The organism is Kushneria konosiri, assembly GCF_002155145.1.
In the GTDB taxonomy this organism is placed as follows: Bacteria; Pseudomonadota; Gammaproteobacteria; order Pseudomonadales; family Halomonadaceae; genus Kushneria; species Kushneria konosiri.
The window spans coordinates 3,444,560-3,470,209 of the sequence record NZ_CP021323.1 but is presented as its reverse complement, the minus strand read 5'-3'; the positions used below and the strand labels follow the sequence as shown (position 1 = coordinate 3,470,209).

Sequence of the window (25,650 nt, the reverse complement as noted above, 5' to 3'; positions counted from 1 at the left end):
GCTAGAGAGGATCGCGTCCGGCGCGATTGAGTACCGGGTTGGCGTATTGGCATAGCCACCAGGGGCGCAGATCTTCCGGCACCTGCGAAAGGCGCTTGTTGAAGGCCTGGCGGTCGGCCTGGGTGATATCGCTTGAATCGACAAGCTCCGGCGCATGGCCGGTGGCTTCCAGTGCCAGATAGTGGCTGGGATAAAGGGTGTAGTGGCTGAGCACCTGACGGTCGATCTCATGGGCGGCACTGTCATAGCTGTCGTGCTCGTCCGTCAACGGCGTGCCGAACACCAGTCTGACACGCCCCTTGTTGCCGGTAATGCCGGCAGCAATGGAAAGGATGTCTTCGTAGGCGATCTTTTCGTAGGCCAGACCCTCATGACGCGCCTTGAGTTCGCGTGCCTTTTGCTGGTCGCAGGGATCAAATTCGTAGCTGATGGAGACCGGTACGATGCGCAGCTCGGCAATCGTCTCGTTGACCGAGGCGTCCTTGTCCTTCATGCGCCGCGCCATTCCCAGCATCTTGATGATTGCGCTGTCGGTGCGGTCCACGCCGTTCTTGGCGCGGCCCTCACGCTGTGCCAGCCAGATGGGATGGTTGTCTTCGACAATCGAGTGGCGAATGTAATTGGACAGCTGCTGGTAGGCGGCCAGCATCGCCCGCTTGCCACGGGCCGAGCGTGGCACGATAAAGCTCTTGTTAAGCCGCATGAGGTCGGTCACATAGGGCTTTTGCAGCAGGTTGTCGCCGATCGCAATGCGCACGGTGCTGCGGCCGCTATGGTAAAGCGCATAGTTGACAAAGGCCGGGTCGAGCGCGATATCGCGATGGTTGCCGATAAAGAGATAGGCCTTTTTCTGATCCAGCTTCTCAAGACCTTCCACGCTGAAGGTGTTGGTCGTGTTCTGGATCATGCGCGCCATGTAATGAGAGATGTGATCCTGAAAATCTCCCACCGTATGAATGTTGCGCACTGCACGCTTGAGCCCGTGGCGCACCAGGGCTCGCGCCACGCGCGGGGCAAAGCGGGCCAGTTTCGGCAGCCGATAGCGCGTGATGGTATCGATGAATTCATCGTTTCGGACCAGGCGAGCCAGCGTATCAACGACTTCATCGTCGTTGTAGGGGCGTATGGCCTCGAAGTCGTCTACGGGCGGTAGCGCATCCGGGGAGGAGGTCATCTCGGGTTCCGGGTCGTCAGACGTTTGATTCATGGGGCTGCAGGTGCCGGTGTCGCTTCGCCGCCCAGCCACTGCATCAGCCGCTCGGCAGTCTCACCCAGTACATGGGCCATGAGCGCAAACTCCGTCTCCATCTGCATGACGGGATTGTCGTCGCTGTCGGTATCGTCGATTTCCTTGAGTACGGCGTCGGCGAAGCGGATCGACTTTATCGACATATCTTCCTGCAGCACCAGGGTCATCTGTTCTTCAATGTTCAGCGCCAGCTTGCTGGCCTGGCGCCCAACGTCCAGCGACATGCGCACTTCCTCACCGTCCGGGTCGATGCTTCTGGCGCGAAGAATGCCATCATCGCCCTTGGCACGAAGCTCGATCTGATCGCCCAGCACCACACCTTCCGGGCGGGTGGTCGGGTCGGTCAGCCAGGTGGTCATGGTGCGTCCGGCCGGCGTCTGCGGTGCCAGTGGGATCACCTTGAGCGACCCGAGCGATTCGCGCAGTACATCAAGAATCTCCTCGGCGCGTTTGGCACTCGAGGCGTTGATGCCGATCAGGCGGCGCTTCGTGTCCCACCAGAGATCCGTGCGCGTGGTGCGGGTAAAGGCACGTGGCAGCAGCTCCTCGACGATGCGCTCCTTGAGCGCCAGCTTGTCACGTCGGCCGGGCGGATAGCCCTGCTGTGCGGTCAGTGTTTCGACGCGCTCATCGAGTGTTTCCTTGACGACCGCGCTTGGCAGCAGGCGCTCCTGGCGCAGTAGTGTCATCAGGCGATGCCCCTGAATCTCGTGCACCAGCTGATCACCATGGCGCCCGGCTGGCGCTGCCCAGCCCACACGGCGGGCCTGAGTCTCGGTCACCGGCGCAAAACGGTATGTGTCGAGGGCTTGTGTGAGCTGGTCCATTGACCAGTCGTGCTCATCGAGCAGGCGATAGAGTTGTAAATGCTTGAACCACATAGCGTCCTTTCCTTGAAGGCGCACATTATGTCGAATGGCAGGCGCGGGTGCCAGCGCTGGCACGTCCTGATCTCATACTCCTGGACTAACCGGTAATGACAGCTCTCGATGCAGGGCCTGACAGCGACATCGTGGGCGAGTGCTCAAATCGTTGTCGGATTGCATCGCTGTCTGCCGGAGCGCGCCTGGGCTGTGGTACAATCGGTGCCAACCAATTGGATCATTCGTGCGCGATCATGTGTGCGTCGTGATTGCATTACGGGTGTTCGCGCCTGAACGCCCCGCGTCCTGTCTGGACGAGGCGTTCAGGCTGCAGGACTTCTTGAACAGGACCAGGATTTGACGACCCATGGGTGAGATCGCCAGAGAGATTCTGCCAGTCAATATCGAGGACGAGCTGAAGCAGTCGTACCTTGATTACGCGATGAGCGTCATCATCGGTCGAGCGCTTCCCGATGTCAGGGATGGACTCAAGCCGGTGCACCGTCGCGTGCTGTATGCCATGCATGAACTGCGCAACGACTGGAACAAGTCCTATCTGAAATCGGCGCGTGTCGTGGGTGATGTCATCGGTAAATATCACCCGCATGGTGACAGCGCGGTGTATGACACCATCGTGCGTATGGCCCAGGACTTCTCCATGCGCTACATGCTGGTGGATGGGCAGGGCAACTTCGGTTCGATCGATGGTGACAGCGCCGCGGCCATGCGTTACACCGAAGTGCGCATGGCGCGCCTGTCGCATGAGCTGCTCTCGGATCTGGAAAAGGATACCGTTGACTGGGTCGATAACTACGACGGCACCGAGCGTATCCCCGAGGTGCTGCCAACGCGGGTGCCCAATCTGCTGGTCAACGGTGCCTCCGGTATTGCCGTGGGCATGGCCACCAACGTGCCGCCCCATAATATGGGCGAGGTCATTGATGGCTGTCTGGCGCTGATCGAGGACCATACGCTCAGTATCGACGAGCTGATGGAATATATCCCGGGTCCGGACTTTCCGACCGCCGGCATCATCAATGGCCGTGCCGGCATTCTGGATGCCTATCGCACCGGGCGCGGACGTATCCATGTGCGCGCCCGCCACACCGTCGAGCATGACGAGCGCACCGGCCGCGATCACATTGTCGTGACCGAGTTGCCTTATCAGGTCAACAAGGCTCGTCTGATCGAAAAGATTGCCGAGCTGGTCAAGGACAAGCGCATCGAAGGCATTGCCGAGCTGCGTGACGAGTCTGACAAGGACGGTCTGCGTGTGGTGATCGAAACGCGTCGCGGCGAGTCCGGCGATGTGGTCGTCAACAATCTCTTCTCCCAGACCCAGCTTGAAACCGTGTTCGGTATCAACGTGGTCGCGCTTGAAAGCGGTCAGCCCAAAACGCTCAACCTCAAGCAGCTGCTGGAAGCCTTCATTCGCCATCGCCGCGAGGTGGTGACCCGCCGAACGCTTTATGAGCTGAAAAAGGCAAAGGAACGCGGCCATATTCTTGAAGGCCTGACGGTCGCCATCTCCAACATCGATGAGGTGATCGAGCTCATCAAGGCCTCGCCCAACGCGGCCGAGGCGAAGGAAAAGCTGATCGCGCGTGACTGGGCGCCGGGCCAAGTCATCGACATGCTGGACCGCGCCGGTGCGACCTCCTGCAAGCCTGACAATCTCGAGGAGAGCTGCGGGTTGTCGGACGATCGTGGGCGCTATCAGCTGTCGGCGGCACAGGCTCAGGCGATTCTGGAGCTGCGTCTGCATCGTCTGACCGGTCTTGAGACCGAGAAGCTGCTCGATGAGTACAAGGGCATCCTCGATACCATCGCCGAGCTGACCCGCATTCTCTCGTCGGCCGATCGCCTGATGGAAGTGATTCGCGAAGAGCTGGAAGCGGTGCGCGATCAGTACCGTGACGAGCGTCGTACTGAAATCCAGAACAGCCGTCGTGACCTCACGATGGAAGATCTGATCGCCGCCGAAGACATGGTAGTCACCATCTCCAGAAGCGGGTATGCCAAGACCCAGCCGCTGTCCGACTATCAGGCCCAGAAGCGCGGCGGCCGCGGCAAGTCGGCGACCAGCATGAAGGATGAGGACGTCATCGAACATCTGCTGGTGGCCTCGACCCATGACACCGTGCTGCTTTTCTCCGATCGCGGCAAGGTCTACTGGCTCAAGGTCTATGAAATGCCGCAGGCCTCGCGTGGTTCGCGCGGTCGGCCGCTGGTCAATCTGCTGTCGCTGGATGAAGGCGAATGGATTACGGCGATCCTGCCGGTCAAGGAGTATCGCGATGACAGCTATATCTTCTTCGCCACGGCCAACGGCACGGTCAAGCGGACCACGCTGGATCAGTTCTCGCGTCCGCGCAGTGCGGGTCTGATCGCACTCGATCTTGATGAAGGCGATCGTCTGGTAGGCGCTGCCATCACCTCCGGCAGTGATCACGCCATTTTGCTGTCTTCCAACGGCAAGGCCATCCGCTTTGACGAAAACGATGTGCGCGCCATGGGTCGTACGGCGCGTGGCGTCAGAGGCATGCGCCTGCTGGACGATGCCCGGGTGATCAGCCTGATCATCCCCAGTACGACCACCATCGATGAAAGCGCCGATGATGAGACCGAGGTGGAAGGCACGCAGGTCAGTGAAGGCCAGTGCTACATCCTGACGGCGTCCAGCAACGGTTACGGCAAGCGCACCCGGCTCGAGGAGTTCCCGCTGCGTGGTCGTGGCGGCCAGGGCGTGATCGCCATGCAGACCACGGCACGTAACGGGCCGCTGGTGGCCGCCATTCAGGTCGGTGAAAATGATGAGATGATGATGATTTCCGATCGCGGCACGCTGGTGCGTACCCGGGTCGGCGAGGTGTCCATCAGCTCTCGTAACACGCAGGGCGTGACCCTTATTCGAACCGGCAAGGGTGAAAGCCTGGTGTCTACCGTTCGTCTTGATGAGTTGGAAAAGGACGACGAGGCGCTTGCCGAGGATGAGGAGGCATTGATGGATGAGGTTGATCAAGCGTCTGCAGACCCCGATGACGGTAACGCCGATTCGGCCCGCGAAGACTAGAACCATCGGCGCCTTTCAGGGAAGGGCGCCGTTATTTTTTCAAGCCCGTCGAGACCTGACATGACCCGACATTTCAATTTCTGTTCCGGCCCCGCCACGCTGCCCACCGCCGTGCTTGAGCGCGCGCGCGATGAGATGCTTGATTTTGAGGGGCGTGGCCTTTCCGTCATGGAGATGAGTCATCGCAGTGAGGCCTTCATTGCTGTTGCAGAGCGCGCCGAGGCCAATCTGCGCGAGCTGATGCAGGTGCCGGACAACTACAGTGTGCTGTTCATGCAGGGCGGCGCTACCCAGCAGTTTGGGTGTGTGCCATTCAATCTGCTGGGGCAGGGCGGATGTGGCAACTATCTGGATACCGGTATCTGGTCTCAGAAGGCTCTGAAGGAAGGCCGGCATCTGGGCGAGGCACATCTGGTGGCCTCAGCCGAGGATAACGGCTATACCGCCGCGCCCGGTCAGGAAATGCTCTCGCTGTCAGAAGATGCGGCTTACCTGCACTACTGCGATAACGAAACCATCGGCGGCCTGCAGATGGATTACGTACCTCAGGTGGCGGCGCCGCTGGTCTGTGACATGTCCTCCTCGATCCTGTCACGCAGAGTGGATGTCTCCAAGTTCGGTGTGATCTACGCCGGTGCGCAGAAAAACATCGGTCCGGCCGGGATCGTTATCGTCATTGTTCGCAACGATCTGCTGGATCGCGCGCGTCGTGAAACGCCTTCCATGCTGAACTGGAAGGCCTTTGCCGACAACGGCTCGATGCTCAACACGCCGGCGACCTATGCCTGGTATCTATCGGGGCTGGTGTTTGAATGGCTCAAGGAAAAGGGCGGTGTCGAGGCGATCGAGAAGGTCAATCGTCGCAAGGCGCAAAAGCTTTATGAGGCCATCGACGCTAGCGGCTTCTATTCCAACCCGATTGCTGCAGCCAACCGCTCCTTGACCAATATCCCGTTTGTCCTCGGTGACGAAACGCTCAACAAGGCGTTTCTGGCCGAGTCCGAGGCGGCAGGTCTTTTGACACTCAAGGGACATCGCAGCGTGGGTGGTATGCGGGCCAGCCTTTACAACGCCATGCCGGAAGAGGGTGTTGATCGGCTGGTGGCCTTCATGCAGGATTTCGAGCGTCGCTACGGGTAATGACATGACCGATCAGCCTTCCTCTTTCGACAACAACGATCAGGGCGTGGATCTTGGCGCCTTGCGCGACCGTATTGATACGCTGGATCAGCGAATTCTTGATCTGATCAGTGAGCGTGCCGCCTGCGCCCAGCAGGTAGCTCACGTCAAGCTGGCCGAGGACCCGGAGGCGGTATTCTATCGCCCCGAGCGTGAAGCTCAGGTCCTCAAGCGCATCATGGCCCTCAACAAGGGACCGCTGGCGGGCGAGGAGATGGCGCGCCTGTTCCGGGAAATCATGTCGGCCTGCCTGGCGCTGGAAAAGCCGGTGCGGGCGGCCTATCTCGGTCCGGAAGGCACCTTCACCCAGCAGGCGGCGCTCAAGCATTTTGGTGACAGTGCCGTGTGCAAGCCGCTGCCCGCCATTGATGAAGTCTTTCGTGAAGTCGAGGCGGGGGCGGCCAACTATGGGGTGGTGCCGGTCGAGAATTCGACCGAAGGCGTGGTCAACCACACGCTGGACTCCTTCATGGACACTTCCCTGCGAATCTGCGGTGAGGTAGTGCTGCGTATTCACCACCACCTACTGGTGGGCAGTAACACCCGCCGGGACAAGGTGTCGCGCATCTATTCCCACTCGCAGTCACTGGCACAGTGTCGCAAATGGCTGGATGCTCATTACCCGCACGCCGAACGTGTGGCCGTGTCTTCCAATGCCGAAGCGGCTCGCCGGGTCAAGAGTGAATGGCACACCGCGGCCATTGCCGGGGACATGGCCGCGCGGCTTTATGGCCTTGAGCGCCTCGAAGAGAAGATCGAGGACATGCCGGACAACTCGACGCGCTTTCTGATCATCGGTAATCACGATGTGCCGCCCAGTGGCGAAGACAAGACGTCGCTGGTGGCCTCCATGCGCAACCAGCCCGGCGCCCTGCATGACCTGCTTGAGCCCTTCCATCGTCACAAGGTCGACATGACGCGCCTGGAGAGCCGGCCTTCCCGGCACGGGCTCTGGAACTACGTTTTCTTCATCGATTTCAAGGGACATCAGGAAGAGCCGCGCGTGCAGGCTGCGCTGGAAGAAGTGCGGCTGCGGGCCGCCGATGTGCGGGTGCTGGGCTCCTATCCGGTGGGTGTGCTTTGAGCGAGCAGGACATTTCGAAGACGCCGACCGTATTATCAGAAGAGACCGGCATTCTGGTGATCGGTCTGGGGCTGATTGGTGGATCGCTGTTGGCAGCGCTTCGTGACGCCGGTTACGCAGGACGCTGCTTCGGTGTTGACCTCAATCCCAAAGAAGTTGCCCTTGGGCGACGCATGGGGTTGATCGATGATGGTGGCGCCGACCCGGCCGCCTTTTTGCCTCACGTCTCGCTGATTGTGCTGGCCGTACCGGTCATGGCGATAGCACCGGTCATGGCGCAGCTGAGCCAGCGTCGCCGTCACGGTCAGGTGGTGACCGATGTGGGCAGCACCAAGTCGGCCATTCGTGATCAGATCCGGGCGGCGCTTGGGCGAGTACCGAGCTGGCTGGTGCTGGGGCATCCCATTGCCGGTGCGGAAAAAAGTGGTGTCGAGGCTGCCAATCCAGCGCTATATCAGCGTCATCGCGTGATTCTGACCCCTGAAGCCGATACCGATGTACAGGCGCTGAAGCGCGTTGAGCGTCTATGGCGCGTTTGTGGCGCCCATATCGAGCAATTGACGGTCGAGCGTCACGATGAGGTGCTGGCACGGACCAGTCATTTGCCTCATCTGCTGGCGTTTTCGCTGGTCGATACGCTGGCGCGTCAGGATGATCGACTCGATATCTTTCGCTACGCGGCCGGTGGCTTTCGTGATTTCACCCGTATTGCCGGCAGTGACCCGGTGATGTGGCGCGACATTTATCTGGCCAATCGGGAAGCGGTGCTTGAAGCGCTTTCTGAATTCGAGGCCGGTGTCAGCGAACTTCGTACCGCCGTGGCAGGCGGCGATGGCGATGCCATGCTGGGCATCTTCTCCCGCGCCAGTCACGCGCGACATTATTTCGACAGACTACTCAGCCAGAAGAGCTATCAGGTCATGGAAACCAGAAACGTTGTGTACCGTGCGGGCGCCGGCGGACAGGTCCGGGGTAATATTCGCGTGCCCGGCGACAAGTCGATGTCACATCGCTCCATCATGCTTGGCGCGCTGGCCGAGGGCGTCACCACCGTGGAAGGCTTTCTTGAAGGCGAGGACAGTCTTGCCACGCTTCAGGCCTTTCGTGAAATGGGCGTGGCGATTGAGGGCCCTCAGGCCGGCCGTGTGGTCATCCACGGAGTAGGCCTTCACGGGCTGAAACAGCCGGGTGGGGCGCTTTATCTGGGCAACTCCGGTACCAGCATGCGCCTGTTTGCAGGACTCATGGCCGGACAGACGTTTGATGTGACACTGACAGGTGATGAGTCTCTCAATCGCCGCCCGATGGGGCGCGTCGCTGATCCGCTCCGACTGATGGGCGCCGTCATTGATACCGGTGAGGGGGGGCGCCCACCGCTGACCGTTCGCGGAGGACAGCGCCTGGCTGGTATCGATTACGACCTGCCCATGGCCAGTGCTCAGGTCAAGTCGTGCCTGTTGCTGGCCGGCATGTATGCCACCGGCGATACCCGGGTGCGCGAGCCGGCCCCGACGCGGGACCATACTGAACGCATGCTGACTGCCTTTGGCTACCCGGTCGCCCGTCATGAGGATGTGGCCCACATTGCAGGTGGTGGTCGACTCACCGGCGGCTTCATTGATGTTCCGGCAGATATTTCTTCAGCAGCGTTTTTCCTGGTGGCTGCCTCCATTACGCCCGGCGCGGATCTGACCCTGCAACACGTGGGGATCAATCCGACCCGTGTTGGTGTCATCAACATCCTGCGCGAAATGGGCGCCGATATTGAGCTGCTCAACGAGCGCAAGGTCAGCGGTGAGCCGGTTGCCGATGTACGGGTGCGTTACGCCGAGCTGCACGGGATTGATATCCCGGTGGATCAGGTGCCGCTTGCCATCGATGAGTTCCCGGTGCTCTTTATCGCGGCCGCCAACGCCAGTGGCACCACCCGGCTTCGCGATGCGCTTGAACTGCGCGTCAAGGAGTCCGATCGTATCAAGGCCATGGCTGACGGTCTGGACATTCTGGGCGTGGTCAACACGGTGGTCGAAGATGGTATCGACATCGTGGGTGGTCGCTACCACGGGGGCGAAGTCGAAAGTCTTGGCGATCATCGCATTGCCATGGCCTTTACCGTGGCTGCCCTGCGCGCCGAAGGAGATATCACCATCCGTGACTGTGCCAACGTGGCGACGTCCTTTCCCAATTTTCCTGCATTGGCCCGAGAGGTCGGCATGCAACTTGAGGTTGTTTCGGAGGACGCATGAGCCAGCAGATCAATGCAGCGGTCATCGCCATTGATGGCCCCGGTGGGGCGGGCAAGGGCACCATCAGTCGACTGGTCGCCCAGGATCTGGGCTGGCATCTGCTGGACTCGGGCGCGCTTTATCGTCTGACAGCGCTGGCTGCCCTGCGTCGTGATATCGAGATGACTGACGATGTTGCCCTTGAGTCGGTGGCGCGTGAGCTGGATGTGACCTTTGTCAGCGAAGATGGACACACTCGGATCATGCTGGAAGGTGAGGATGTCAGCGCCGACATTCGCAACGAGCATGTTGGTGGATGCGCCTCGCAGGTTGCCGCGATCACCGGCGTGCGTGATGCCCTGTTGGCACGCCAGCGTGAATTCGCCAAAACACCGGGTCTGGTGGCCGATGGTCGTGACATGGGTACCGTGGTCTTTCCCGAGGCACCGCTCAAGATATTTTTGACGGCCAGTGCCGAGGAGCGGGCTCGAAGACGGCATGATCAGTTGCGACAGGCCGGACAACATGCTAGCCTTTCGAGCCTTTTAAAGGAGATAGAGGCTCGGGACGCGCGTGACATGCAGCGAACGGTGGCGCCATTAAGGCCTGCCGAGGATGCCGTCACGATCGATACGACCGAGCTTTCGATCCCGGATGTCGTGGCACGCATTGAAGCACTTCTCTCCCTGCGTGGTTTGAAAAGCTCCCAATAAGCGCCTGAATTTCCGGAGGCCCCGGCAAGACGTCATGGGGTGGCAGCGGTCAACATCTGTAAACCCTGCCACGTCTAACCAGCGTTAACGTCCCCGGGGAGTTTGTCATTGGCCCGCGCTTGCTGGTGGCGTGGAGAATGCAGCCGTCCTGGTTGCTTTTTGTTGATCACTATAGGAATACCATGAGCGAAAGCTTTGCAGAACTGTTTGAACAGTCTCTTCAGGACATCAACATGGAACCCGGTGCCATTGTCATGGCGACCGTGGTAGACATCGAAGGTGACTGGATCACTGTCAACGCCGGGCTGAAATCCGAAGGGCAGATCCCTGCGGCACAGTTTCGTAGCGACAATGGTGAACTGACCATCAGTGTCGGCGATGAAGTCAAGGTTGCGCTGGAAGCCGTGGAAGACGGTTTCGGTGAGACGCGCCTGTCTCGCGAAAAGGCCAAGCGTGCCGAAGCCTGGAAGGAACTGGAAGCAGCCTTCGAGGAAAACGAAGTCGTCAAGGGCGTGATCAACGGAAAGGTCAAGGGCGGTTTCACCGTCGATGTCAATTCCATCCGTGCCTTCCTCCCGGGCTCGCTCGTCGATGTCCGTCCGGTTCGTGATACCGCGCACCTGGAAAACAAGGAACTCGACTTCAAGGTCATCAAGCTCGATGCCAAGCGTAACAACGTTGTTGTTTCTCGCCGCGCCGTGCTTGAAGCCGAAAACAGTGCCGAGCGTGAAGCGCTGCTCGCGACACTGCAGGAAGGCCAGCAGATCAATGGTATCGTCAAGAACCTGACCGATTACGGCGCCTTCGTCGATCTCGGTGGTGTTGACGGCCTGTTGCACATCACCGATATGGCCTGGAAGCGCATCAAGCATCCGAGCGAAATCGTGGCGGTTGGCGACGAGATCAATGTCAAGGTGCTGAAGTTTGACCGTGAGCGCAACCGCGTATCACTGGGTCTGAAGCAGCTGGGCGAAGATCCGTGGGTCAACATCAAGAATCGTTACCCGGAAGGCACCAAGGTCAACGCTCGCGTGACCAATCTGACCGACTACGGCTGCTTTGCCGAGCTGGAAGAGGGTGTTGAAGGTCTGGTTCACGTTTCCGAAATGGACTGGACCAACAAGAACATCCATCCGTCCAAGGTGGTTCAGGTCGGTGACGACGTTGAAGTCATGGTGCTGGATATCGACGAAGAACGTCGTCGTATCTCGCTGGGCATCAAGCAGTGCACCTCCAATCCATGGGAAGACTTCAGCTCGCGCTTTGCCAAGGGCGATCGTGTCTCCGGTACCATCAAGTCGATCACCGACTTCGGTATCTTCATCGGTCTGGACGGCAGCATTGATGGTCTGGTGCACCTCTCCGACATCTCCTGGAACGAAACCGGTGAAGAAGCCGTTCGTCGCTATCGCAAGGGTGAAGAAGCCGAGGCTGTCATCCTGTCGATCGATCCGGAGCGTGAGCGCATCTCGCTGGGCATCAAGCAGCTGGAAAGCGATCCGATGTCCGAGTACCTGGCCGTTAACGACAAGGGCGCGCTTGTGTCCGGTCGCGTGACCGAAGTGGATGCCCGTGAAGCCTACGTTGAGCTGGCAACCGACGTCATCGCCGTACTCAAGGCTTCCGAGATCAGCAGTGACCGTGTTGAAGACGCCCGTACCGTGATCAACGAAGGCGACAGCGTCGAAGCGCGCATCGTTGGTGTTGATCGCAAAAACCGCGTCATCAACCTGTCCATCCGCGCCAAGGATCAGGACGAGACTCGTCAGAACATGCGCAACATGCGTGAGCAGGAGACCGAAACTTCCGGTCCGACCACTATCGGTGACCTGATCAAGCAGCAGATGAATCAGGACTGATAGCACGCTTGCGGTCATCCGCTGGATGGCTGTATAGGTCTGTTCAGACATATCAATGACACTGTCGTCAGCAGGATCCATCCTGCTGGCGACAATGTTGAAATCACGGATTTAATCGCCCCTGATTACTCAGGGAGACGGAGGTAGCATGCAGGTCGTCAGCTCACTCAAGTCAGCCAAGACTCGCCACAAGGATTGTCAGGTCGTCAAGCGCCGTGGTCGCGTTTACGTTATCTGCAAGACCAACCCGCGCTTCAAGGCCGTTCAGGGCCGTCCGAAGCCCAAGCGTTAATGCCTCTGGCATGATTGGAGACCTTCGGGACTCCACGCGAAAAGGCCCCCAATGCTTCATTGGGGGCCTTTTTTATGGGTCATGTTTTGGTGTTCAGTACAGTGTGTGATTAACAGGGCCTACCCAATGGGTAGGGCCCTGTGTCATGGGCCAATGAACGCTGTCTATCGTCAGCGTTGGTCGCTGCGGTTCTCGATGGTCTTGCGGTAATTATCGATAAAGGGTTTTTCCGCCCTGTCGATCCGATCCATGCCGGAGACCACTCGGTGCCAGTACGGATACTGTGGTGCCGGACGTGTGGCCGTCTCAATACGGTCAATATCGTCCTGGTCGAGCGTCATCTCGGCGGCGGCCAGATCATCCCGTAGATGCTCTTCATTGCGAGCGCCGATGATCAGTGAGGTCACACCGGGGCGATCCTTGAGCCATGCAAGGCAGGTGCGCGGGATCGAGGCATTGTGCTTTTCACCGATCTCGGCCAGCAGTTCGATGATGTCATAGGCACGTGCCATATCATGAATATAGGGCTCCGGCCAGCCATTGCCCTGACGTGTGCCCTCCGGCGCCTTCTGGCCACGACGCAGCTTGCCATTGAAAACGCCTTCTCCCAATGGCCCCCAGATCAGCGTGCCGATATTCTGATCGATCGCCAGCGGCATCAGCTCGTATTCGGCCTCACGAGACTCCGGCGTGTAATAGATCTGCTGGCTGATTGGTAATGTCACATTATGCAGTTCCGCCTTGCCGATGGTTTTCATCATCTGCCAGCCGGTGAAATTGGAGGTGCCGTAGTAGCGGATCTTGCCGCTCTTGATGAGATGGTCGAGGGCATGAAGCATCTCCTCGACCGGTGTGACGCCGTCCCAGTTATGTATCTGGTAAAGATCAATATGATCGGTGCCAAGACGCTTGAGACTCGCCTCGCAGGCATTGATCAGGTGGTAGCGCGAAAAGCCACTGTGGTTGGGGTTGTCGCCCATGGGGCTTCTGGCCTTGGATGCCAGAATGATGTCGTGTCGCTTGTCACCAAGGGCGCGACCGACCAGCTCTTCGGCTTCGCCCATGGAGTAGAGGTCGGCTGTGTCGATCAAATTGACGCCGGCTTCCAGTGCCAGATCAAACTGGCGTCGTGCGCCATCAACATCAACACTGGCCGCTTTTTCAAAGCCGCCGCTGCCTCCAAAAGGAACGGTCCCAAGCGCCATTTCAGAAACCAGCAGACCGGAGTTGCCGAGCGGACGATATTTCATGTGAAAGCTTCCCTGTTTTCCTGGCAGACTCAATCAAGTGATTGATCAGGTCATAAGCCTGGCATAACCGGTCAGTGCGGCAAGCCGGAAGGGTTAACACAGGAAAAGGACCGTCTGAAAATCGGCAGGGGACACACAATGCTTGTGTCGGAGAGGGCGAGTCAGACGTGTCACAGAAAATCGCCATCACCGTGAGACGGTGATGGCGATCATCAGAACAAGGGCATTAAAGGCAAGGCGCGAGGCTTCAGAGATCTTCTTCGGTCACATCATCGGGAGATAGTCGAAGTCCGCCTGCGGGCAGCGGGTGATTGTCCAGACGCGGGCCTTCGGGCGTAAGCTTGAGACGCCCCTGCATGAACCATCGCACCGTCATCGGATAGATCACGTGTTCGCGAGTGAGCACCCGTTCTGCCAGGGCGTCTTCATCGTCATCCGGTGTCACGCTGACGGCGGCCTGAACCACGACAGGGCCGCCATCGAGCTCATCGCTGACGAAGTGCACGCTGGCGCCATGTTCCGATACCCCATCGGCCAATGCGCGGGCGTGAGTGTTCAATCCACGATATTGCGGTAGCAGGGAAGGGTGGATGTTGAGCATGCGCCCGTGATAGCGACGTACAAAAGCCGGCGTCAGAATGCGCATGAAGCCGGCCAGAACGATCAGATCCGGAGCATGACGATCGATGACCTTTACAAGCGCCGCATCGAAGGCATCGCGCGAGTCATACTCATGATGAGGCAGTACCACGGCCGGAATCCCGGCTTCGCGGGCGCGTACCAGACCATAGGCATCTCCGCGATTGGAGATGACAGCGGCAATTTCACCGCCCAGCTCATCATGGGCTTCAGCGTCGATCAACGCCTGCAGATTGCTGCCGCTTCCCGAGATCAGCACGACCAGTCGCTGACGGTCGGGCTGTTCGAACTGACTGTTCTGCTCGGAGGTTTCGCTGTCGGACATGACGTTTCCTGCTCGGTTACGAACGTGCGTTTTCAAGTACAACGCTGGGCTTTGCATCATCCGAGCGGCTGACGTGACCCAGCCGATACACGGTTTCGCCCGTGCTTTCCAGAAAGGTCTCGGCCTGTTCGGCCTGGTTGGCCGGTACTACGACCACCATGCCGATGCCACAGTTGAGTACGCGATGCATCTCGGTTTCATCGATGTTGCCTTCGCGCTGCAGCCAGTCAAAGACAGCGGGGCGTGGCCAGGACTGTGCATCGATATGAACGCTGGTATTGTCCGGCAATACGCGAGGAATGTTTTCGAGCAGGCCGCCACCGGTAATATGGGAGAGCGCGTGCACGTTGACATCGCTGTCATGAAGCATGGCCAGCAGCGACTTGACGTAGATTCGTGTAGGCGCCATCAGCGCATCGCGCAGGGCCTGGCCATCGTCCAGACGCGTATCGGGCGCCGCACCGCTGCGTTCGAGCACGCGTCGAATCAGGGAGTAACCGTTGGAATGAGGGCCGCTTGAGGCCAGACCCAGCACCACGTCGCCTTCGCCGACCTTCGAGCCATCCAGAATTTCCGACTTTTCAACGATCCCGACACAAAAGCCGGCCAGGTCGTAATCGGAGCCTTCGTACATGCCCGGCATCTCGGCGGTTTCGCCGCCGACGAGCGCACAGCCGGCCTGACGACAGCCTTCGCCGATGCCTGTCACCACATCGGCGGCCATCTCGACATCCAGCTTGCCGGTGGCGTAATAGTCAAGGAAGAACAGCGGCTCGGCGCCGGCGACCACCAGATCGTTGACACACATGGCCACCAGATCGATACCGATGGTGTCATGACGTCCCAGATCCATGGCCAGCCTGAGCTTGGTGCCAACGCCATCGGTGCCTGACACCAGTACCGGTTCGCGGTAGCCGCTGGGAAGCTGGCACAGGGCACCAAAACCGCCAAGCCCACCCATTACTTCCGGCCGTGTTGTACTCTTGGCGACATGCTTGATGCGCTCGACCAGCGCATTACCGGCGTCGATATCAACACCGGCATCCTTGTAGGAGAGGGAGTCACGAGACGAAGGCTCGGTCATGTTGGGGTCCTGTCACTGAAAATGAGACGGGGTTCCGGCCGGGGCCAGAGCGATAATCAAGAAGGACGGCATTGTATCACCGGCCATGGCCAATCGCATCGCGGCATGCTTGACGATCGACAGGCTGCCCGAAGTGATCGGGTTCATGATAATGTGATCACTGTTCCCCTTGTTTTGAGCATGGACGCCGTAATGAGTCCGGATACCCTACAGCTTCCGCTAGGTGTTGGTGCGCGTGACGATGTCACGTTTGCCAGCTTCTGGCCCGGTGCCAATGCAGGTCTTGTCACCCATCTGCGCCATCAGCTTGATGACGGCGGCGAGCAGTTTATCTACCTATGGGGAGCTTCCGGCAGCGGACGAACCCATCTGCTTCAGGCGGCCTGCCTGGAAGCCAGCAATCGCGGGGCCAGGGCGTTGTATCTGCCGCTCGACGATCTGGGGCATTTTCCACCGCATATGCTTGAGGATCTCGAGGCGCTGGACCTGATTGCCATTGATGATCTTGAGCGTGTGATCGGTCGCAAGCGCTGGGAAGAAGCCCTGTTTCACTGCTTCAATCGCCTGAGGGATGCCAACTGTCGGCTGATCATTGCAGCCCAGGCCTCGCCTCGTGTGCTGCCGGTGGTACTTCCGGATCTGGCATCGCGTCTGGGGTGGGGCATGACCTTTCATCTGCAGCCGCTCAGCGATCAGGACCGTCTTGAAGTACTGCGGCTTCGGGCGCATCAGCGTGGCATGCAACTGCCCGATGAAGTCGCGCGTTATCTGCTGCATCGTGGGCCAAGAAAACTGGGCGACATGCTGGCGCTTTTGACCCGTCTCGATAGTGCTTCGCTCTCGGCGCAGCGTCGATTGACCATTCCTTTTGTTAAACGCGCGCTCGACTGGTAAGCCATCGAAGCATGAAATGATGGCTGTTCCTGGCAGTTCTATCAGGACCACCTATACTAGGGATCATCACTTCTGGTTTCCTGTTCACCGCCCACTTCCCCGGGCGGTTTTTTATTGCCTCCAGTTCTGTCAGAACCTGTCTGGTTGCCACCCCTTTTCCCAGAAAAGCGCGAAGGCTTATCACACAAAAAAACCGGCCCTCATGGGGCCGGTTTTTTGCAGGCGGTCATGTCTGAGAGGTGATCAGCGACGTGTGATCAGCGCACCCAGTACAAAGCCGACGGTTGCTGCAATGGCCAGCGCGCCGACCGGCTGCTTGACCGTAAACTCGCGGGCATTGTCAACGACTTCACCATACTGGGACTGTACCTGGCCCGCTGCGCTGCGCAGACGACCTTCGGTACGCATCTCGTTATCATCGGCAAAGTCACCATAGGCTTCCTGCGCCTTGCCTACTGCAGTCTTGGTTTCGCCTTCGATCTGATTCTTGAGCATGGTGTCCTGACTCCGCTGGATGGATAAACCTTGTACTGTCCTAAATCTATCTCATGTTGGCGGTTACGCCAGGATTATCTGCAATTCGGCACAACAAAATTGTCACATGTCGAAAGCAGGTACCAGCCATCGGTAAAGAAGTCTTTTACGAAAGGAATCGATGCTCAGGGGGCCAGCAGATAGCCGCTGCGACGGCTCTCGTGACCGGCCAGGTCTGCCACGATCATGCCGGCGGTCGCCATGCGTCGCTGGCTTCTGGCATAGATCATGCCGTCCTGTGTTGCGCGTACCTCATGGACGCTATCCTTGATCGGATCAATGATTTCGGCCACGAGCTGACCGCAGACCACCTGGTCGCCCGGGTGGGCATGAAAGACCAGCAGACCGCCTTCAGGGGCCACCAGAAATTCCATCGCCGACAGCGGCGTGGCCGGAAATTCCAGTACCGGCAGTGGCGGTGCTTCGCCATGAATCAGTCCGAGATGGATCATCCAGTCAACAATGGCGCGACTGTCGTGATCGGCCAGTTCGTGATCGACATCATTCTGCCCGCGAAGCTCCAGGGTGATGGACTGCGTACCGTAGCCAATCGGGAAGTGCTCGCCAAAACGCTCGCGTAGCTGCTCCCAGACCAGCGTGAAGCACTCATCAAACGACTGACCGCCCGAGTCGGTTGCCAGCATGCTGGCACGGGCGCCGAAATAGCGTGCCAGCGGCTCGAATGTCGGCCAGGCAGCCGGTGTGGTGTAGAGATGCGCCACGGCGTTGAAATCACAATGCAGGTCCAGTACGTAATCGGCCTGACAGGCGAGGCGCTGCAGGGTGAGTTGCAGTGACTCAAGAGCGTTGGCAGGTGATTTGTTGTTCAGCGCGGTGAGAAAACGATGCCTGATAATGCGTATGTTATTGACGTCATCGCTGCCCAGCTCACTCGTCAGATCGTCGGCAATGGCATCGGTCATGTCCGCATAGTGGCGGTTGAAGTTTTTCAGGGTTTCCAGCTCATAGCGTCCCAGCGGAACATCCATCAGTTGCTGGGTCAGCCCGATCGGGTTGGCGACCGGCACGATACACACGCGTGCGTGCAAAAGACCGGCGGCTTCAAGCTCGGCCATGTGCTGCTTGAGCTTGAAGGCTACCAGCATGCCCGGCAGCTCATCGGCATGAAGTGAGGCCTGGATATAGATGCTGTGCTCACTGTCCTGTGGGCCGTAATGAAAACTGTGTAGCTGGCTGATATGGCCCGGGACGGCGCCCAGCAGTTCATGAGTACGATGTTCCACAAAATCGTCCTGAATCGGTTCGAGAAGCGGCGCCGGGGCCGCTTGAAAAAGGCAGGCCGGTGCCTGCCTGTACTACCTGACCTGTTGTTTCGCAGCTTCTACTTTGCAAGCTCGGAATGGATGGACAGGTCATAGTCGAAATACTTGTTCATCAGGGTGTCGAAGGTGCCATCACTGTAGACATCGCGAATGGCCTGATTGAATTTCTCGGCCAGCGCCTTGTCGCGCGTGCGAAATGCCATGGCGGCGCCGCTGCCAAAAATGCGTTTGGGCGTGCTGATCTCGGTCCCGATCTGCTTGAAGGGGCTGTCATCATTGCGAAAATCGATGCTCTCGATGGCCAGCGGATAATCTTCAAAGGCCAGGTCCAGTCGGCCGGATTCAAGGTCGTTTTCAACGTCCTGGGAAGACCCATAGCGGCGAACATCGAGCACATCACCGTACATTTCGGTGACGTAGACATCGCGAATGGAGCCGCGCTGAACGCCAACGCTCAGTCCCTTGAGACTGTCACGATCATCAATGTCGATATCGCGATCACGGGCGGTAATCCAGATGCTGGGCGTGTTGTAGTAGGGAATCGAAAAGAGCACCTGTCGCTCGCGCTCCGGTGTAATCGCCATGGAGGACAGAATGGCGTCGTACTTGCGCGCCAGAAGTCCCGGGATGATGCCGTCCCATGGCTGTTCGACCCAGCTGCACTCAAGCTGAGCGCGCTTGCAGAGTTCGTTGCCCAGATCGATCTCGAAGCCTTCAAGCTCTCCCCCCGGGGCGCGATAGACGAAGGGCTCATAGGGCACGTCGATGGCCAGCTTGACGTTGTCCGGGGTTTTGGCCATCACACCGCCAGAGATCAAAAGGGTCGCCATACAGGTGGCGCTTAACAGTGCTTTCATTGTCGTTGTCCTTGTTTTCAAGCCGATACGATTGTCGACACGATGAGCGAGTGTATACCTGCTACAACGCCATGCAATAGTGTTTGGCGATGCTCTCGCCACCGGCCCGACGGCGCTGATACCATGGATGCATGAACAGTACACCTGCCTGTGTCGCGTCTACTGACGTTCCCCTTTTAAGCGTTGCGGATTCGCTGAACGACCCGCTTTATTACCTGGTCAATTTTGACAACGTCGTGACCTGGGTCAGCGAGCGTTACGACGATCTGCTGGACGACGCCGAGCGTGATTTCATCACGTGCTTCAAACGCCTGCCCGTATCTTCCAAAGCGCTTTTGGTGCGCATGATCATGCGCAAGGGCGAGCATTTTCGTCTCGATCGTCTTGCCTACGAGGAGATCGGGAAGACCTCAACGGCACTTACGCCACTGATCGAGCAGGGGCTTGTGGATGCGCGTCCCTGCCTGACGCTGGAGCAGCTGTTCGACCTTTTCACGCGAGATGAACTGGTCGGCATGTTCAGTGATCACCTGAGTCGACCTCGTGATCGCAAGGCACTGCTGAAAGAAACCCTGATACCGATATTTGATCAGGCGCTGACGCTTGATGCGTGGTGCTCGGTCACGGGACAGCCCATGACCTCCCGGGTCGTTCGGCTGACCACCATGACGGTGTGTGAGCGGCTTCGTCTGATGTTCTTTGGCAACCTGCGCCAGCAGTTTTCCGAGTTCGTGCTGGCGGATCAGGGCATTTACCGCTTTGAAGTGGTGCCCTTCACTCGAGACTCGCGACCCTTTCAGTCCCGCGCGGATATCGAACGCTACTGGCAGATTCACGACTGCCGGGCGCGCTTTGAAGCCGGTCATGATATCGACGAGGTACTGGCGGCACTGCCTTCATGTCTGGAGGGCAGCCTCTGGCTGGAGGCGCGACGGGGTCGGGTACTCTACGCCATCGCCCGTTACTGCGAGCGTCAGGGCGAATTGGCACGTGCCAGCGAGCTTTACGCTCAAAGCCGCCATGGTGAGGCGCGCATTCGTCGCATACGAGTGCTGGAGCGGCTGGATGAGTTCGAGCAGGCACTGACTCTGTGCCGTGATGCTCAGCAGGTGCCCACCAGTGAAGCCGAGCGTCAGCAGGCCGCGCGTATTCAGCCGAGGCTGCATCGTGCGCTCGACATGGAAAAACCGTTACTCGAAGCCCAGACGGCTGCTCGGCGGTGCGATGTGATCCTGCCGCGCAGTCCCTCGGTCGAGCGCGCCGTGCGTGAGCATCTGGAGACCTCTGAGGCGCCGGTGTTTTATGTCGAAAACACGCTGATCAACGCACTCTTTGGCCTGCTGTGCTGGGAGGCCATCTTTGCACCGCTGCCCGGGGCCTTCTTTCACCCGTTTCAAAGCGGTCCCGCCGATCTGATGCGCCCTGAATTTTATCCGCAGCGTGAGTCGTATTTTACGCACTGTCTGGCGCGACTCGAGGCGGGGACATGGCAGCAGGCTATCCGACAGCGCTACCGGGAAAAGCAGGGGATACAGTCTCCCTTCGTGCACTGGGGCGCCCTGAATGAAGAACTTTTGACGCTGGCACTGGAATGCCTGCCGCCGGCGCATCTGCGTTACTGGTTCGAGCGGCTTTTAACCGATATTCGGGCCAATCGGTCCGGCATGCCGGACCTCATCCGCTTCTATCCGAACGCCCCGGAAGGCTCACCGCGCTATGAGATGATCGAGGTCAAGGGACCCGGCGATCGGCTACAGGACAACCAGAAGCGCTGGATTGCCTTTTGTGCGCAGCACGATATGCCGGTCACGGTGTGTCATGTGCGCTGGAGCGATGACGAGGGCACGACTTGAGCGCAGAGGGGGCCATCGCAGCATTGAATGGCGACGACACGCCGCGCTATCGCGTGGCAGTGCGCGCGCTGTGTGAATTTACCGCGCGCGCGGGTGACCTTGATCTGCGATTTACGCCTGCGCCCACCGCGCAGCAGGGCATTGCCGGCCATCAGGTGGTGGCTTCACGTCGAGGCGAGCACTACGAGCACGAGGTCGCCCTTGAAGGCCGATATGGCGCACTGATCGTTCGTGGCCGGGCCGATGGGTTTGATCCGACGCTTAAAAGACTGGAAGAGGTCAAGACCCATCGCGGTGATATTGACGCCATGCCGGCCAATCAGCGCGCCCTGCACTGGGCGCAGGCGAAGGTCTACGGCGCGCTGTTGTGCCGCGAGCGTTCACTCGATTCGATCGAGATCGCACTGGTCTATTTCGACATCGAGCAGCAGCGGGAAAGCGTGCTGGTAGAGACGATGACGCGCAATGTGCTGGAAGCCTTTTTTATCGAGCAGTGCGAGCGCTTCATCCACTGGGCCGAGCAGGAGCTTGCACATGAGGCTGCCCGTACGCAGCGGTTAACGCAGCTTTCGTTTCCTCACCCCGATTTTCGACCCGGTCAGCGGGCGCTGGCGGAAAGTGTTTTCAAGGCGATCAGCACCCGGCGTGATCTGATGCTGCAGGCGCCAACCGGTATCGGCAAGACGCTGGGGACGCTGTTTCCCGCCCTCAAGGCCATGCCGGGCCAGCGTGTTGATCGTCTGTTCTTTCTCACCGCGCGTACCACCGGGCGTCGGCTGGCGCTCGAGGCGTTGACCACGCTAGGCATGGCGCATCCTCCTGTAGATGAGGGCGATCCCGGCATTCGAACGCTGGAGCTGATCGCTCGTGACAGGGCCTGCGAGCATCCGGAGCTTGCCTGCCATGGCGAGAGCTGCCCATTGGCCAGCGGCTTTTATGATCGGCTGCCCCGGGCGCGCCAGGCCGCCGTGCGAGCGGGATGGCTGGATCAGCAGGGCCTGCGCCGCGTCGCACTGGATCACAGCGTCTGTCCCTACTATTTGAGTCAGGAGATGGCGCACTGGTGCGATGTCGTGATCGGGGATGTCAATTACTGGTTTGATACCAGCGCAATGCTGTATGCCCTGACGCGACAGCATCAGTGGCGGGTCAGTCTTCTGATCGATGAGGCGCACAATCTCGTTGAGCGCGGGCGGGCCATGTACGGCGCCGAATTTGATCAGGGCCGCTTTGCAGCGGCTCGACGTGATGCACCGACCGCACTCAGGCGACCGCTGGACAGGCTCTGGCGACAGTGGAAGGCCTTGCTGCGAGCGCATGAGGGCGACTACGTGTGTCTCGAGTCGCCGCCGCGCAAGCTGTTCAATGCGCTGTCGCAGTTCGTCACGGCCGTTGGAGACTTCATGGTCGATACGCCTGTCGCTCTGGACAGCGTGCTGCTGGAAGCCTGGTTTGACGCCATGCAGATCACACGGATTGCCGACATTGCCAGCGAGGTGGATGCCGAACATTATCTGCTGGACATCGAACGACGCGGGCGCCAGGCGACGCTGTCCCTGCGCAATGTGGTGCCGGCCCCGCTGCTGGCACCACGGTTTGAGGCAGCGCACGCGACTGTCCTGTTTTCTGCAACGCTTTCGCCGAGCCATTACTATCGTGATCAGCTCGGGCTTGATATCGCCACGCCCTGGCTTGAAATGGCATCTCCCTTTACGGCCTGCCAGCTCGAGGTCCACCTGGCCGATCATATTTCAACGCGCTATCGCGACCGACGCGCCTCGCTCGCCCCCATTGCCGAACTGATGGCGCATCAGTTTCGCCGGCGTCCCGGCAACTATCTGGCCTTTTTCAGCAGCTTTGACTATCTCGAGCAGGTCAGCCGTGCGCTGGCGGACCATGCGCCTGATGTGGCGCAGTGGTCACAGTCTCGGCGCATGTCAGAACCCGAGCGAGATGCCTTTCTGGCGCGCTTCACGTCAGAGGGGCAGGGCATCGGCTTTGCCGTGCTGGGAGGGATTTTCGGTGAAGGGATCGATCTGCCCGGCGAGCGCTTGATCGGAGCCTTTATCGCAACGCTTGGGCTTTCGCAGTTCAACCCTGTCAACGAGCAGATGAAGGCACGCATGGAGGCGCTGTTTGGCGATGGCTATCGCTACGCTTATCTCTATCCGGGCATCACTCGAGTCGTGCAGGCTGCCGGCCGTGTGATTCGCTCCCCCGAGGATCGCGGCGTCATCCATCTCATCGATGATCGCTTCAGACATCACGAGATTCAAACCCTGCTGCCCGGCTGGTGGACGCTTCCACGGGGCGGTTGAGTCGTCGACATGTTGCCCATTGGGCTTCATTGAAAAGTGGTGCTTCGGCGCCCACTTACAGGGCACAGGCTTTCCATCGTACTGACACGCGGCTCTGACACCAGAGGCGCAGGGCGGGTTAACGGGCCGTATCAGGCCGACTGCGCTACGCTCAACAGCATATCGATTCATGACATGACACATCGCAGGGCTCTGGCCGGCGGTGCGTCCGGCACTCCAGGACAATCACATGGCACGGTTAAATCATTACAGCAAGGCGGATCACGCCATCGACTGGCAGCTCGATAATGTAGTGCACGATCTTAGAAACGCTCGCGAGCAGTGGCGTGCCGATCACGGGCGCACCAACGAGTCCGGCGGGCGCAGTCTGCCCTCGCGCGAGATCATCAATGAGGTGGTTGAGGAAGTTATTGGTGCCGTGTTCCCCATGCGGCTGGGCCCCTCCAATCTGCGCCATCACAGCGAAGACTATTTTGTCGGCTACACGCTGGATGCCGCCCTCAATGCGCTGCTCGATCAGGTCCTGCTGGAGCTTGATCATACCGCCATGCGTCGTGGTGAAGCGCCGCAGGACCATTCCGAGCAGGCCATCAGCATCGTGCGTGATTTCGGCGCCAAACTGCCGACCATTCGTCACTGGCTGGACATCGACATCATGGCGGCCTATCGCGGTGACCCGGCCGCACGCAGCGTGGATGAGGTGCTTTTGTGCTATCCGGGCATCACCGCCATCATCTATCACCGCCTGGCACATCAGCTCTATTCGACCGGCGCGCCGCTTCTGGCCCGGATGGTGTCTGAAGCCGCCCACTCGGCCACGGGGATCGACATTCATCCCGGCGCCAGTATCGGTTCGGGCTTTTTCATCGATCACGGGACCGGTGTGGTCATCGGTGAAACTGCCATTATCGGCGATCGCGTCCGGATCTATCAGGCCGTCACGCTGGGGGCCAAACGCTTTCCGGCCGATGAAAGCGGTCAGCTGGAGAAGGGGCATGCGCGCCATCCGATCGTGGAAAACGATGTGGTCATCTATGCCGGGGCCACCATTCTGGGCCGCGTCACGATCGGGCACGACTCGATCATTGGCGGTAACGTGTGGCTGACGCGAAGCGTCGAACCCCACAGCAACGTCTCTCAGGCCAGTTTGCAGAAGTCCCCCTGCTAAATTTTTATACCGTTATATTGAGTAATTTAACGGCAACACGCATCGCAAACAGGAGTTACGATGAAACGCTTTGACGACAAGGTAGTCATGGTCACCGGCGCGGGTTCAGGCATCGGTGAAGCGGCAGCCCGGCGTTTTGCCAGCGAAGGCGCCACAGTGGTCCTGATTGGTCGCACGAAAGAGAAGCTGGATCGGGTGGCCGACAGCATCGACGGTGAGACACTGGTTTACGTGGCAGACGTTGCCAATGACGAGGCGATGAATCAGCTGGTGACCGACGTGGTCAGTCGGTTCGGGCAGATCGATGTTCTGGTCAACAACGCGGGTGTGGCGCCGGGAGGGAAGGTGCACGAGGCCAGCATTGATGACTGGAAGCAGGTGATGAGCATCAATGTCGATGGCGTGTTTTATGCCAGCCGCGCCGCACTCCCCGAGCTTTTAAAAACGAAGGGAGCGATCGTGAACGTCTCCTCCGTGTCAGGGCTGGGCGGTGACTGGAACATGAGCATGTACAACGCTTCCAAGGGGGCGGTGAGCAATCTGACGCGTGCCATGGCGCTGGATTATGGTCATGAGGGCGTGCGCATCAATGCGGTCTGTCCCAGCATCACACGAAGCGATTTGACCAGCGGGATTACCGGTAATGAGGACATCATGAAGGCCTTTGCCGATCGCCTGCCGCTCGGACGCGCGGCCGAGGCTGAAGAAGTCGGCGATGTCATCGTGTTTCTGGCCAGTCACGACGCGCGCTTTGTCAACGGTGTCAACCTGCCGGTTGATGGCGGCCTGATGGCTTCCAATGGTCAGCCACGCCTTGGCTGATCGCGTGATCATTCGTGAGCGTCTACACTTGCGCTCCTTGCACGCGGATATGAGAACAGGCTTGTGGCAAGGCGCTTTGGGGCATG

20 protein-coding genes are annotated in these 25,650 nt (G+C 59.3%); 12 read left to right on the top strand and 8 right to left on the bottom strand.

Features of this window, described 5'->3' with window-relative positions:
- Position 1: 1 nt before the first annotated feature.
- Complete coding sequence (locus tag B9G99_RS16085) at positions 2 to 1,174, bottom strand: 1-acyl-sn-glycerol-3-phosphate acyltransferase (RefSeq protein ID WP_086623085.1); 1,173 nt, start codon at positions 1,172 to 1,174, stop codon at positions 2 to 4.
- Positions 1,175 to 1,203: 29 nt separating this feature from the next.
- Complete coding sequence (locus B9G99_RS16080; RefSeq protein ID WP_086623084.1) at positions 1,204 to 2,130, bottom strand: recombination-associated protein RdgC; 927 nt, start codon at positions 2,128 to 2,130, stop codon at positions 1,204 to 1,206.
- 349 nt (positions 2,131 to 2,479) lie between these two features.
- On the opposite strand from B9G99_RS16080, the gene gyrA reads away from it, so the two are divergent.
- The 7 genes from gyrA to ykgO all read left to right on the top strand — a co-directional run bounded on the left by gyrA (position 2,480) and on the right by ykgO (position 12,537).
- Positions 2,480 to 5,185, top strand: a complete 2,706-nt coding sequence (gene gyrA, locus B9G99_RS16075; RefSeq protein WP_086623083.1) for a DNA gyrase subunit A — start codon at positions 2,480 to 2,482, stop codon at positions 5,183 to 5,185.
- Between the two features lie 60 nt (positions 5,186 to 5,245).
- Entirely contained in the window at positions 5,246 to 6,325 is a 1,080-nt protein-coding gene (serC, locus tag B9G99_RS16070; RefSeq protein ID WP_086623082.1) for a 3-phosphoserine/phosphohydroxythreonine transaminase, read from the top strand.
- 4 nt (positions 6,326 to 6,329) lie between these two features.
- Complete coding sequence (gene pheA / locus B9G99_RS16065; RefSeq protein ID WP_086623081.1) at positions 6,330 to 7,448, top strand: prephenate dehydratase; 1,119 nt, start codon at positions 6,330 to 6,332, stop codon at positions 7,446 to 7,448.
- Positions 7,445 to 9,694, top strand: coding sequence for a bifunctional prephenate dehydrogenase/3-phosphoshikimate 1-carboxyvinyltransferase (locus tag B9G99_RS16060; protein WP_227875851.1), 2,250 nt, complete (start codon positions 7,445 to 7,447; stop codon positions 9,692 to 9,694). Before pheA ends, B9G99_RS16060 begins: the two co-directional genes overlap by 4 nt.
- Positions 9,691 to 10,386, top strand: a complete 696-nt coding sequence (gene cmk, locus B9G99_RS16055) for a (d)CMP kinase (protein WP_086623080.1) — start codon at positions 9,691 to 9,693, stop codon at positions 10,384 to 10,386. The genes B9G99_RS16060 and cmk overlap by 4 nt, the downstream gene beginning before the upstream one ends.
- Before the next feature lie 182 nt (positions 10,387 to 10,568).
- Positions 10,569 to 12,245 carry a 30S ribosomal protein S1 gene (gene rpsA / locus B9G99_RS16050; RefSeq protein ID WP_086623528.1) on the top strand — a complete coding sequence of 559 codons (1,677 nt, stop codon included), beginning with the start codon at positions 10,569 to 10,571 and terminating at the stop codon, positions 12,243 to 12,245.
- A 148-nt stretch (positions 12,246 to 12,393) separates the two neighbouring features.
- The gene (gene ykgO / locus B9G99_RS16045; protein WP_086623079.1) at positions 12,394 to 12,537 is read left to right on the top strand and encodes a type B 50S ribosomal protein L36; all 144 of its coding nucleotides are present in this window, start codon (positions 12,394 to 12,396) and stop codon (positions 12,535 to 12,537) included.
- 170 nt (positions 12,538 to 12,707) lie between these two features.
- Here the strand turns inward: ykgO and B9G99_RS16040 are convergent, their stop codons facing one another.
- From B9G99_RS16040 to purM, 3 genes are all read right to left on the bottom strand, one after another.
- Positions 12,708 to 13,787 carry an aldo/keto reductase gene (locus B9G99_RS16040; protein ID WP_086623078.1) on the bottom strand — a complete coding sequence of 360 codons (1,080 nt, stop codon included), beginning with the start codon at positions 13,785 to 13,787 and terminating at the stop codon, positions 12,708 to 12,710.
- Positions 13,788 to 14,034: 247 nt separating this feature from the next.
- Positions 14,035 to 14,751, bottom strand: a complete 717-nt coding sequence (gene purN / locus B9G99_RS16035; protein ID WP_086623077.1) for a phosphoribosylglycinamide formyltransferase — start codon at positions 14,749 to 14,751, stop codon at positions 14,035 to 14,037.
- 16 nt (positions 14,752 to 14,767) lie between these two features.
- On the bottom strand, positions 14,768 to 15,835 hold the full coding sequence (purM, locus tag B9G99_RS16030; RefSeq protein WP_086623076.1) for a phosphoribosylformylglycinamidine cyclo-ligase: 1,068 nt from the start codon (positions 15,833 to 15,835) through the stop codon (positions 14,768 to 14,770).
- Positions 15,836 to 16,027: 192 nt separating this feature from the next.
- On the opposite strand from purM, the gene hda reads away from it, so the two are divergent.
- The gene (gene hda, locus B9G99_RS16025) at positions 16,028 to 16,729 is read left to right on the top strand and encodes a DnaA regulatory inactivator Hda (RefSeq protein WP_086623075.1); all 702 of its coding nucleotides are present in this window, start codon (positions 16,028 to 16,030) and stop codon (positions 16,727 to 16,729) included.
- A gap of 243 nt (positions 16,730 to 16,972) precedes the next feature.
- Here hda and B9G99_RS16020 read toward each other — a convergent pair whose 3' ends face one another.
- From B9G99_RS16020 to B9G99_RS16010, 3 genes are all read right to left on the bottom strand, one after another.
- Positions 16,973 to 17,224, bottom strand: coding sequence for a CsbD family protein (locus tag B9G99_RS16020; protein ID WP_086623074.1), 252 nt, complete (start codon positions 17,222 to 17,224; stop codon positions 16,973 to 16,975).
- A 164-nt stretch (positions 17,225 to 17,388) separates the two neighbouring features.
- Entirely contained in the window at positions 17,389 to 18,507 is a 1,119-nt protein-coding gene (locus tag B9G99_RS16015; protein ID WP_086623073.1) for a succinylglutamate desuccinylase/aspartoacylase family protein, read from the bottom strand.
- A 98-nt stretch (positions 18,508 to 18,605) separates the two neighbouring features.
- Positions 18,606 to 19,403 carry a transporter substrate-binding domain-containing protein gene (locus tag B9G99_RS16010; RefSeq protein WP_086623072.1) on the bottom strand — a complete coding sequence of 266 codons (798 nt, stop codon included), beginning with the start codon at positions 19,401 to 19,403 and terminating at the stop codon, positions 18,606 to 18,608.
- A 131-nt stretch (positions 19,404 to 19,534) separates the two neighbouring features.
- Here B9G99_RS16010 and B9G99_RS16005 point away from each other — a divergent pair, with 131 nt between their 5' ends.
- From B9G99_RS16005 to budC, 4 genes are all read left to right on the top strand, one after another.
- Positions 19,535 to 21,256 (top strand): VRR-NUC domain-containing protein, encoded by a 1,722-nt coding sequence (locus B9G99_RS16005; protein ID WP_086623071.1) that lies wholly within the window; start codon positions 19,535 to 19,537, stop codon positions 21,254 to 21,256.
- Positions 21,253 to 23,574: an ATP-dependent DNA helicase gene (locus B9G99_RS16000; RefSeq protein WP_227875850.1), complete on the top strand. Its 2,322-nt coding sequence runs from the start codon at positions 21,253 to 21,255 to the stop codon at positions 23,572 to 23,574. Before B9G99_RS16005 ends, B9G99_RS16000 begins: the two co-directional genes overlap by 4 nt.
- A 229-nt stretch (positions 23,575 to 23,803) precedes the next feature.
- Positions 23,804 to 24,742 carry a serine O-acetyltransferase EpsC gene (gene epsC / locus B9G99_RS15995; RefSeq protein ID WP_086623069.1) on the top strand — a complete coding sequence of 313 codons (939 nt, stop codon included), beginning with the start codon at positions 23,804 to 23,806 and terminating at the stop codon, positions 24,740 to 24,742.
- Positions 24,743 to 24,802: 60 nt separating this feature from the next.
- Complete coding sequence (budC, locus tag B9G99_RS15990; RefSeq protein WP_086623068.1) at positions 24,803 to 25,564, top strand: meso-2,3-butanediol dehydrogenase; 762 nt, start codon at positions 24,803 to 24,805, stop codon at positions 25,562 to 25,564.
- Positions 25,565 to 25,650: the final 86 nt, after the last annotated feature.

Coding starts and splice junctions, on each gene's coding strand:
- ykgO (WP_086623079.1), top strand. CDS start 12,394: ATGCAGGTCGTCAGCTCACTCAAGTCAGCCAAGACTCGCCACAAGGAT.
- purN (WP_086623077.1), bottom strand. CDS start 14,751: ATGTCCGACAGCGAAACCTCCGAGCAGAACAGTCAGTTCGAACAGCCC.
- B9G99_RS16010 (WP_086623072.1), bottom strand. CDS start 19,403: ATGAAAGCACTGTTAAGCGCCACCTGTATGGCGACCCTTTTGATCTCT.
- B9G99_RS16080 (WP_086623084.1), bottom strand. CDS start 2,130: ATGTGGTTCAAGCATTTACAACTCTATCGCCTGCTCGATGAGCACGAC.
- purM (WP_086623076.1), bottom strand. CDS start 15,835: ATGACCGAGCCTTCGTCTCGTGACTCCCTCTCCTACAAGGATGCCGGT.
- serC (WP_086623082.1), top strand. CDS start 5,246: ATGACCCGACATTTCAATTTCTGTTCCGGCCCCGCCACGCTGCCCACC.
- rpsA (WP_086623528.1), top strand. CDS start 10,569: ATGAGCGAAAGCTTTGCAGAACTGTTTGAACAGTCTCTTCAGGACATC.
- B9G99_RS16005 (WP_086623071.1), top strand. CDS start 19,535: ATGAACAGTACACCTGCCTGTGTCGCGTCTACTGACGTTCCCCTTTTA.
- budC (WP_086623068.1), top strand. CDS start 24,803: ATGAAACGCTTTGACGACAAGGTAGTCATGGTCACCGGCGCGGGTTCA.
- B9G99_RS16085 (WP_086623085.1), bottom strand. CDS start 1,174: ATGACCTCCTCCCCGGATGCGCTACCGCCCGTAGACGACTTCGAGGCC.
- pheA (WP_086623081.1), top strand. CDS start 6,330: ATGACCGATCAGCCTTCCTCTTTCGACAACAACGATCAGGGCGTGGAT.
- B9G99_RS16020 (WP_086623074.1), bottom strand. CDS start 17,224: ATGCTCAAGAATCAGATCGAAGGCGAAACCAAGACTGCAGTAGGCAAG.
- gyrA (WP_086623083.1), top strand. CDS start 2,480: ATGGGTGAGATCGCCAGAGAGATTCTGCCAGTCAATATCGAGGACGAG.
- B9G99_RS16040 (WP_086623078.1), bottom strand. CDS start 13,787: ATGAAATATCGTCCGCTCGGCAACTCCGGTCTGCTGGTTTCTGAAATG.
- hda (WP_086623075.1), top strand. CDS start 16,028: ATGAGTCCGGATACCCTACAGCTTCCGCTAGGTGTTGGTGCGCGTGAC.
- cmk (WP_086623080.1), top strand. CDS start 9,691: ATGAGCCAGCAGATCAATGCAGCGGTCATCGCCATTGATGGCCCCGGT.
- epsC (WP_086623069.1), top strand. CDS start 23,804: ATGGCACGGTTAAATCATTACAGCAAGGCGGATCACGCCATCGACTGG.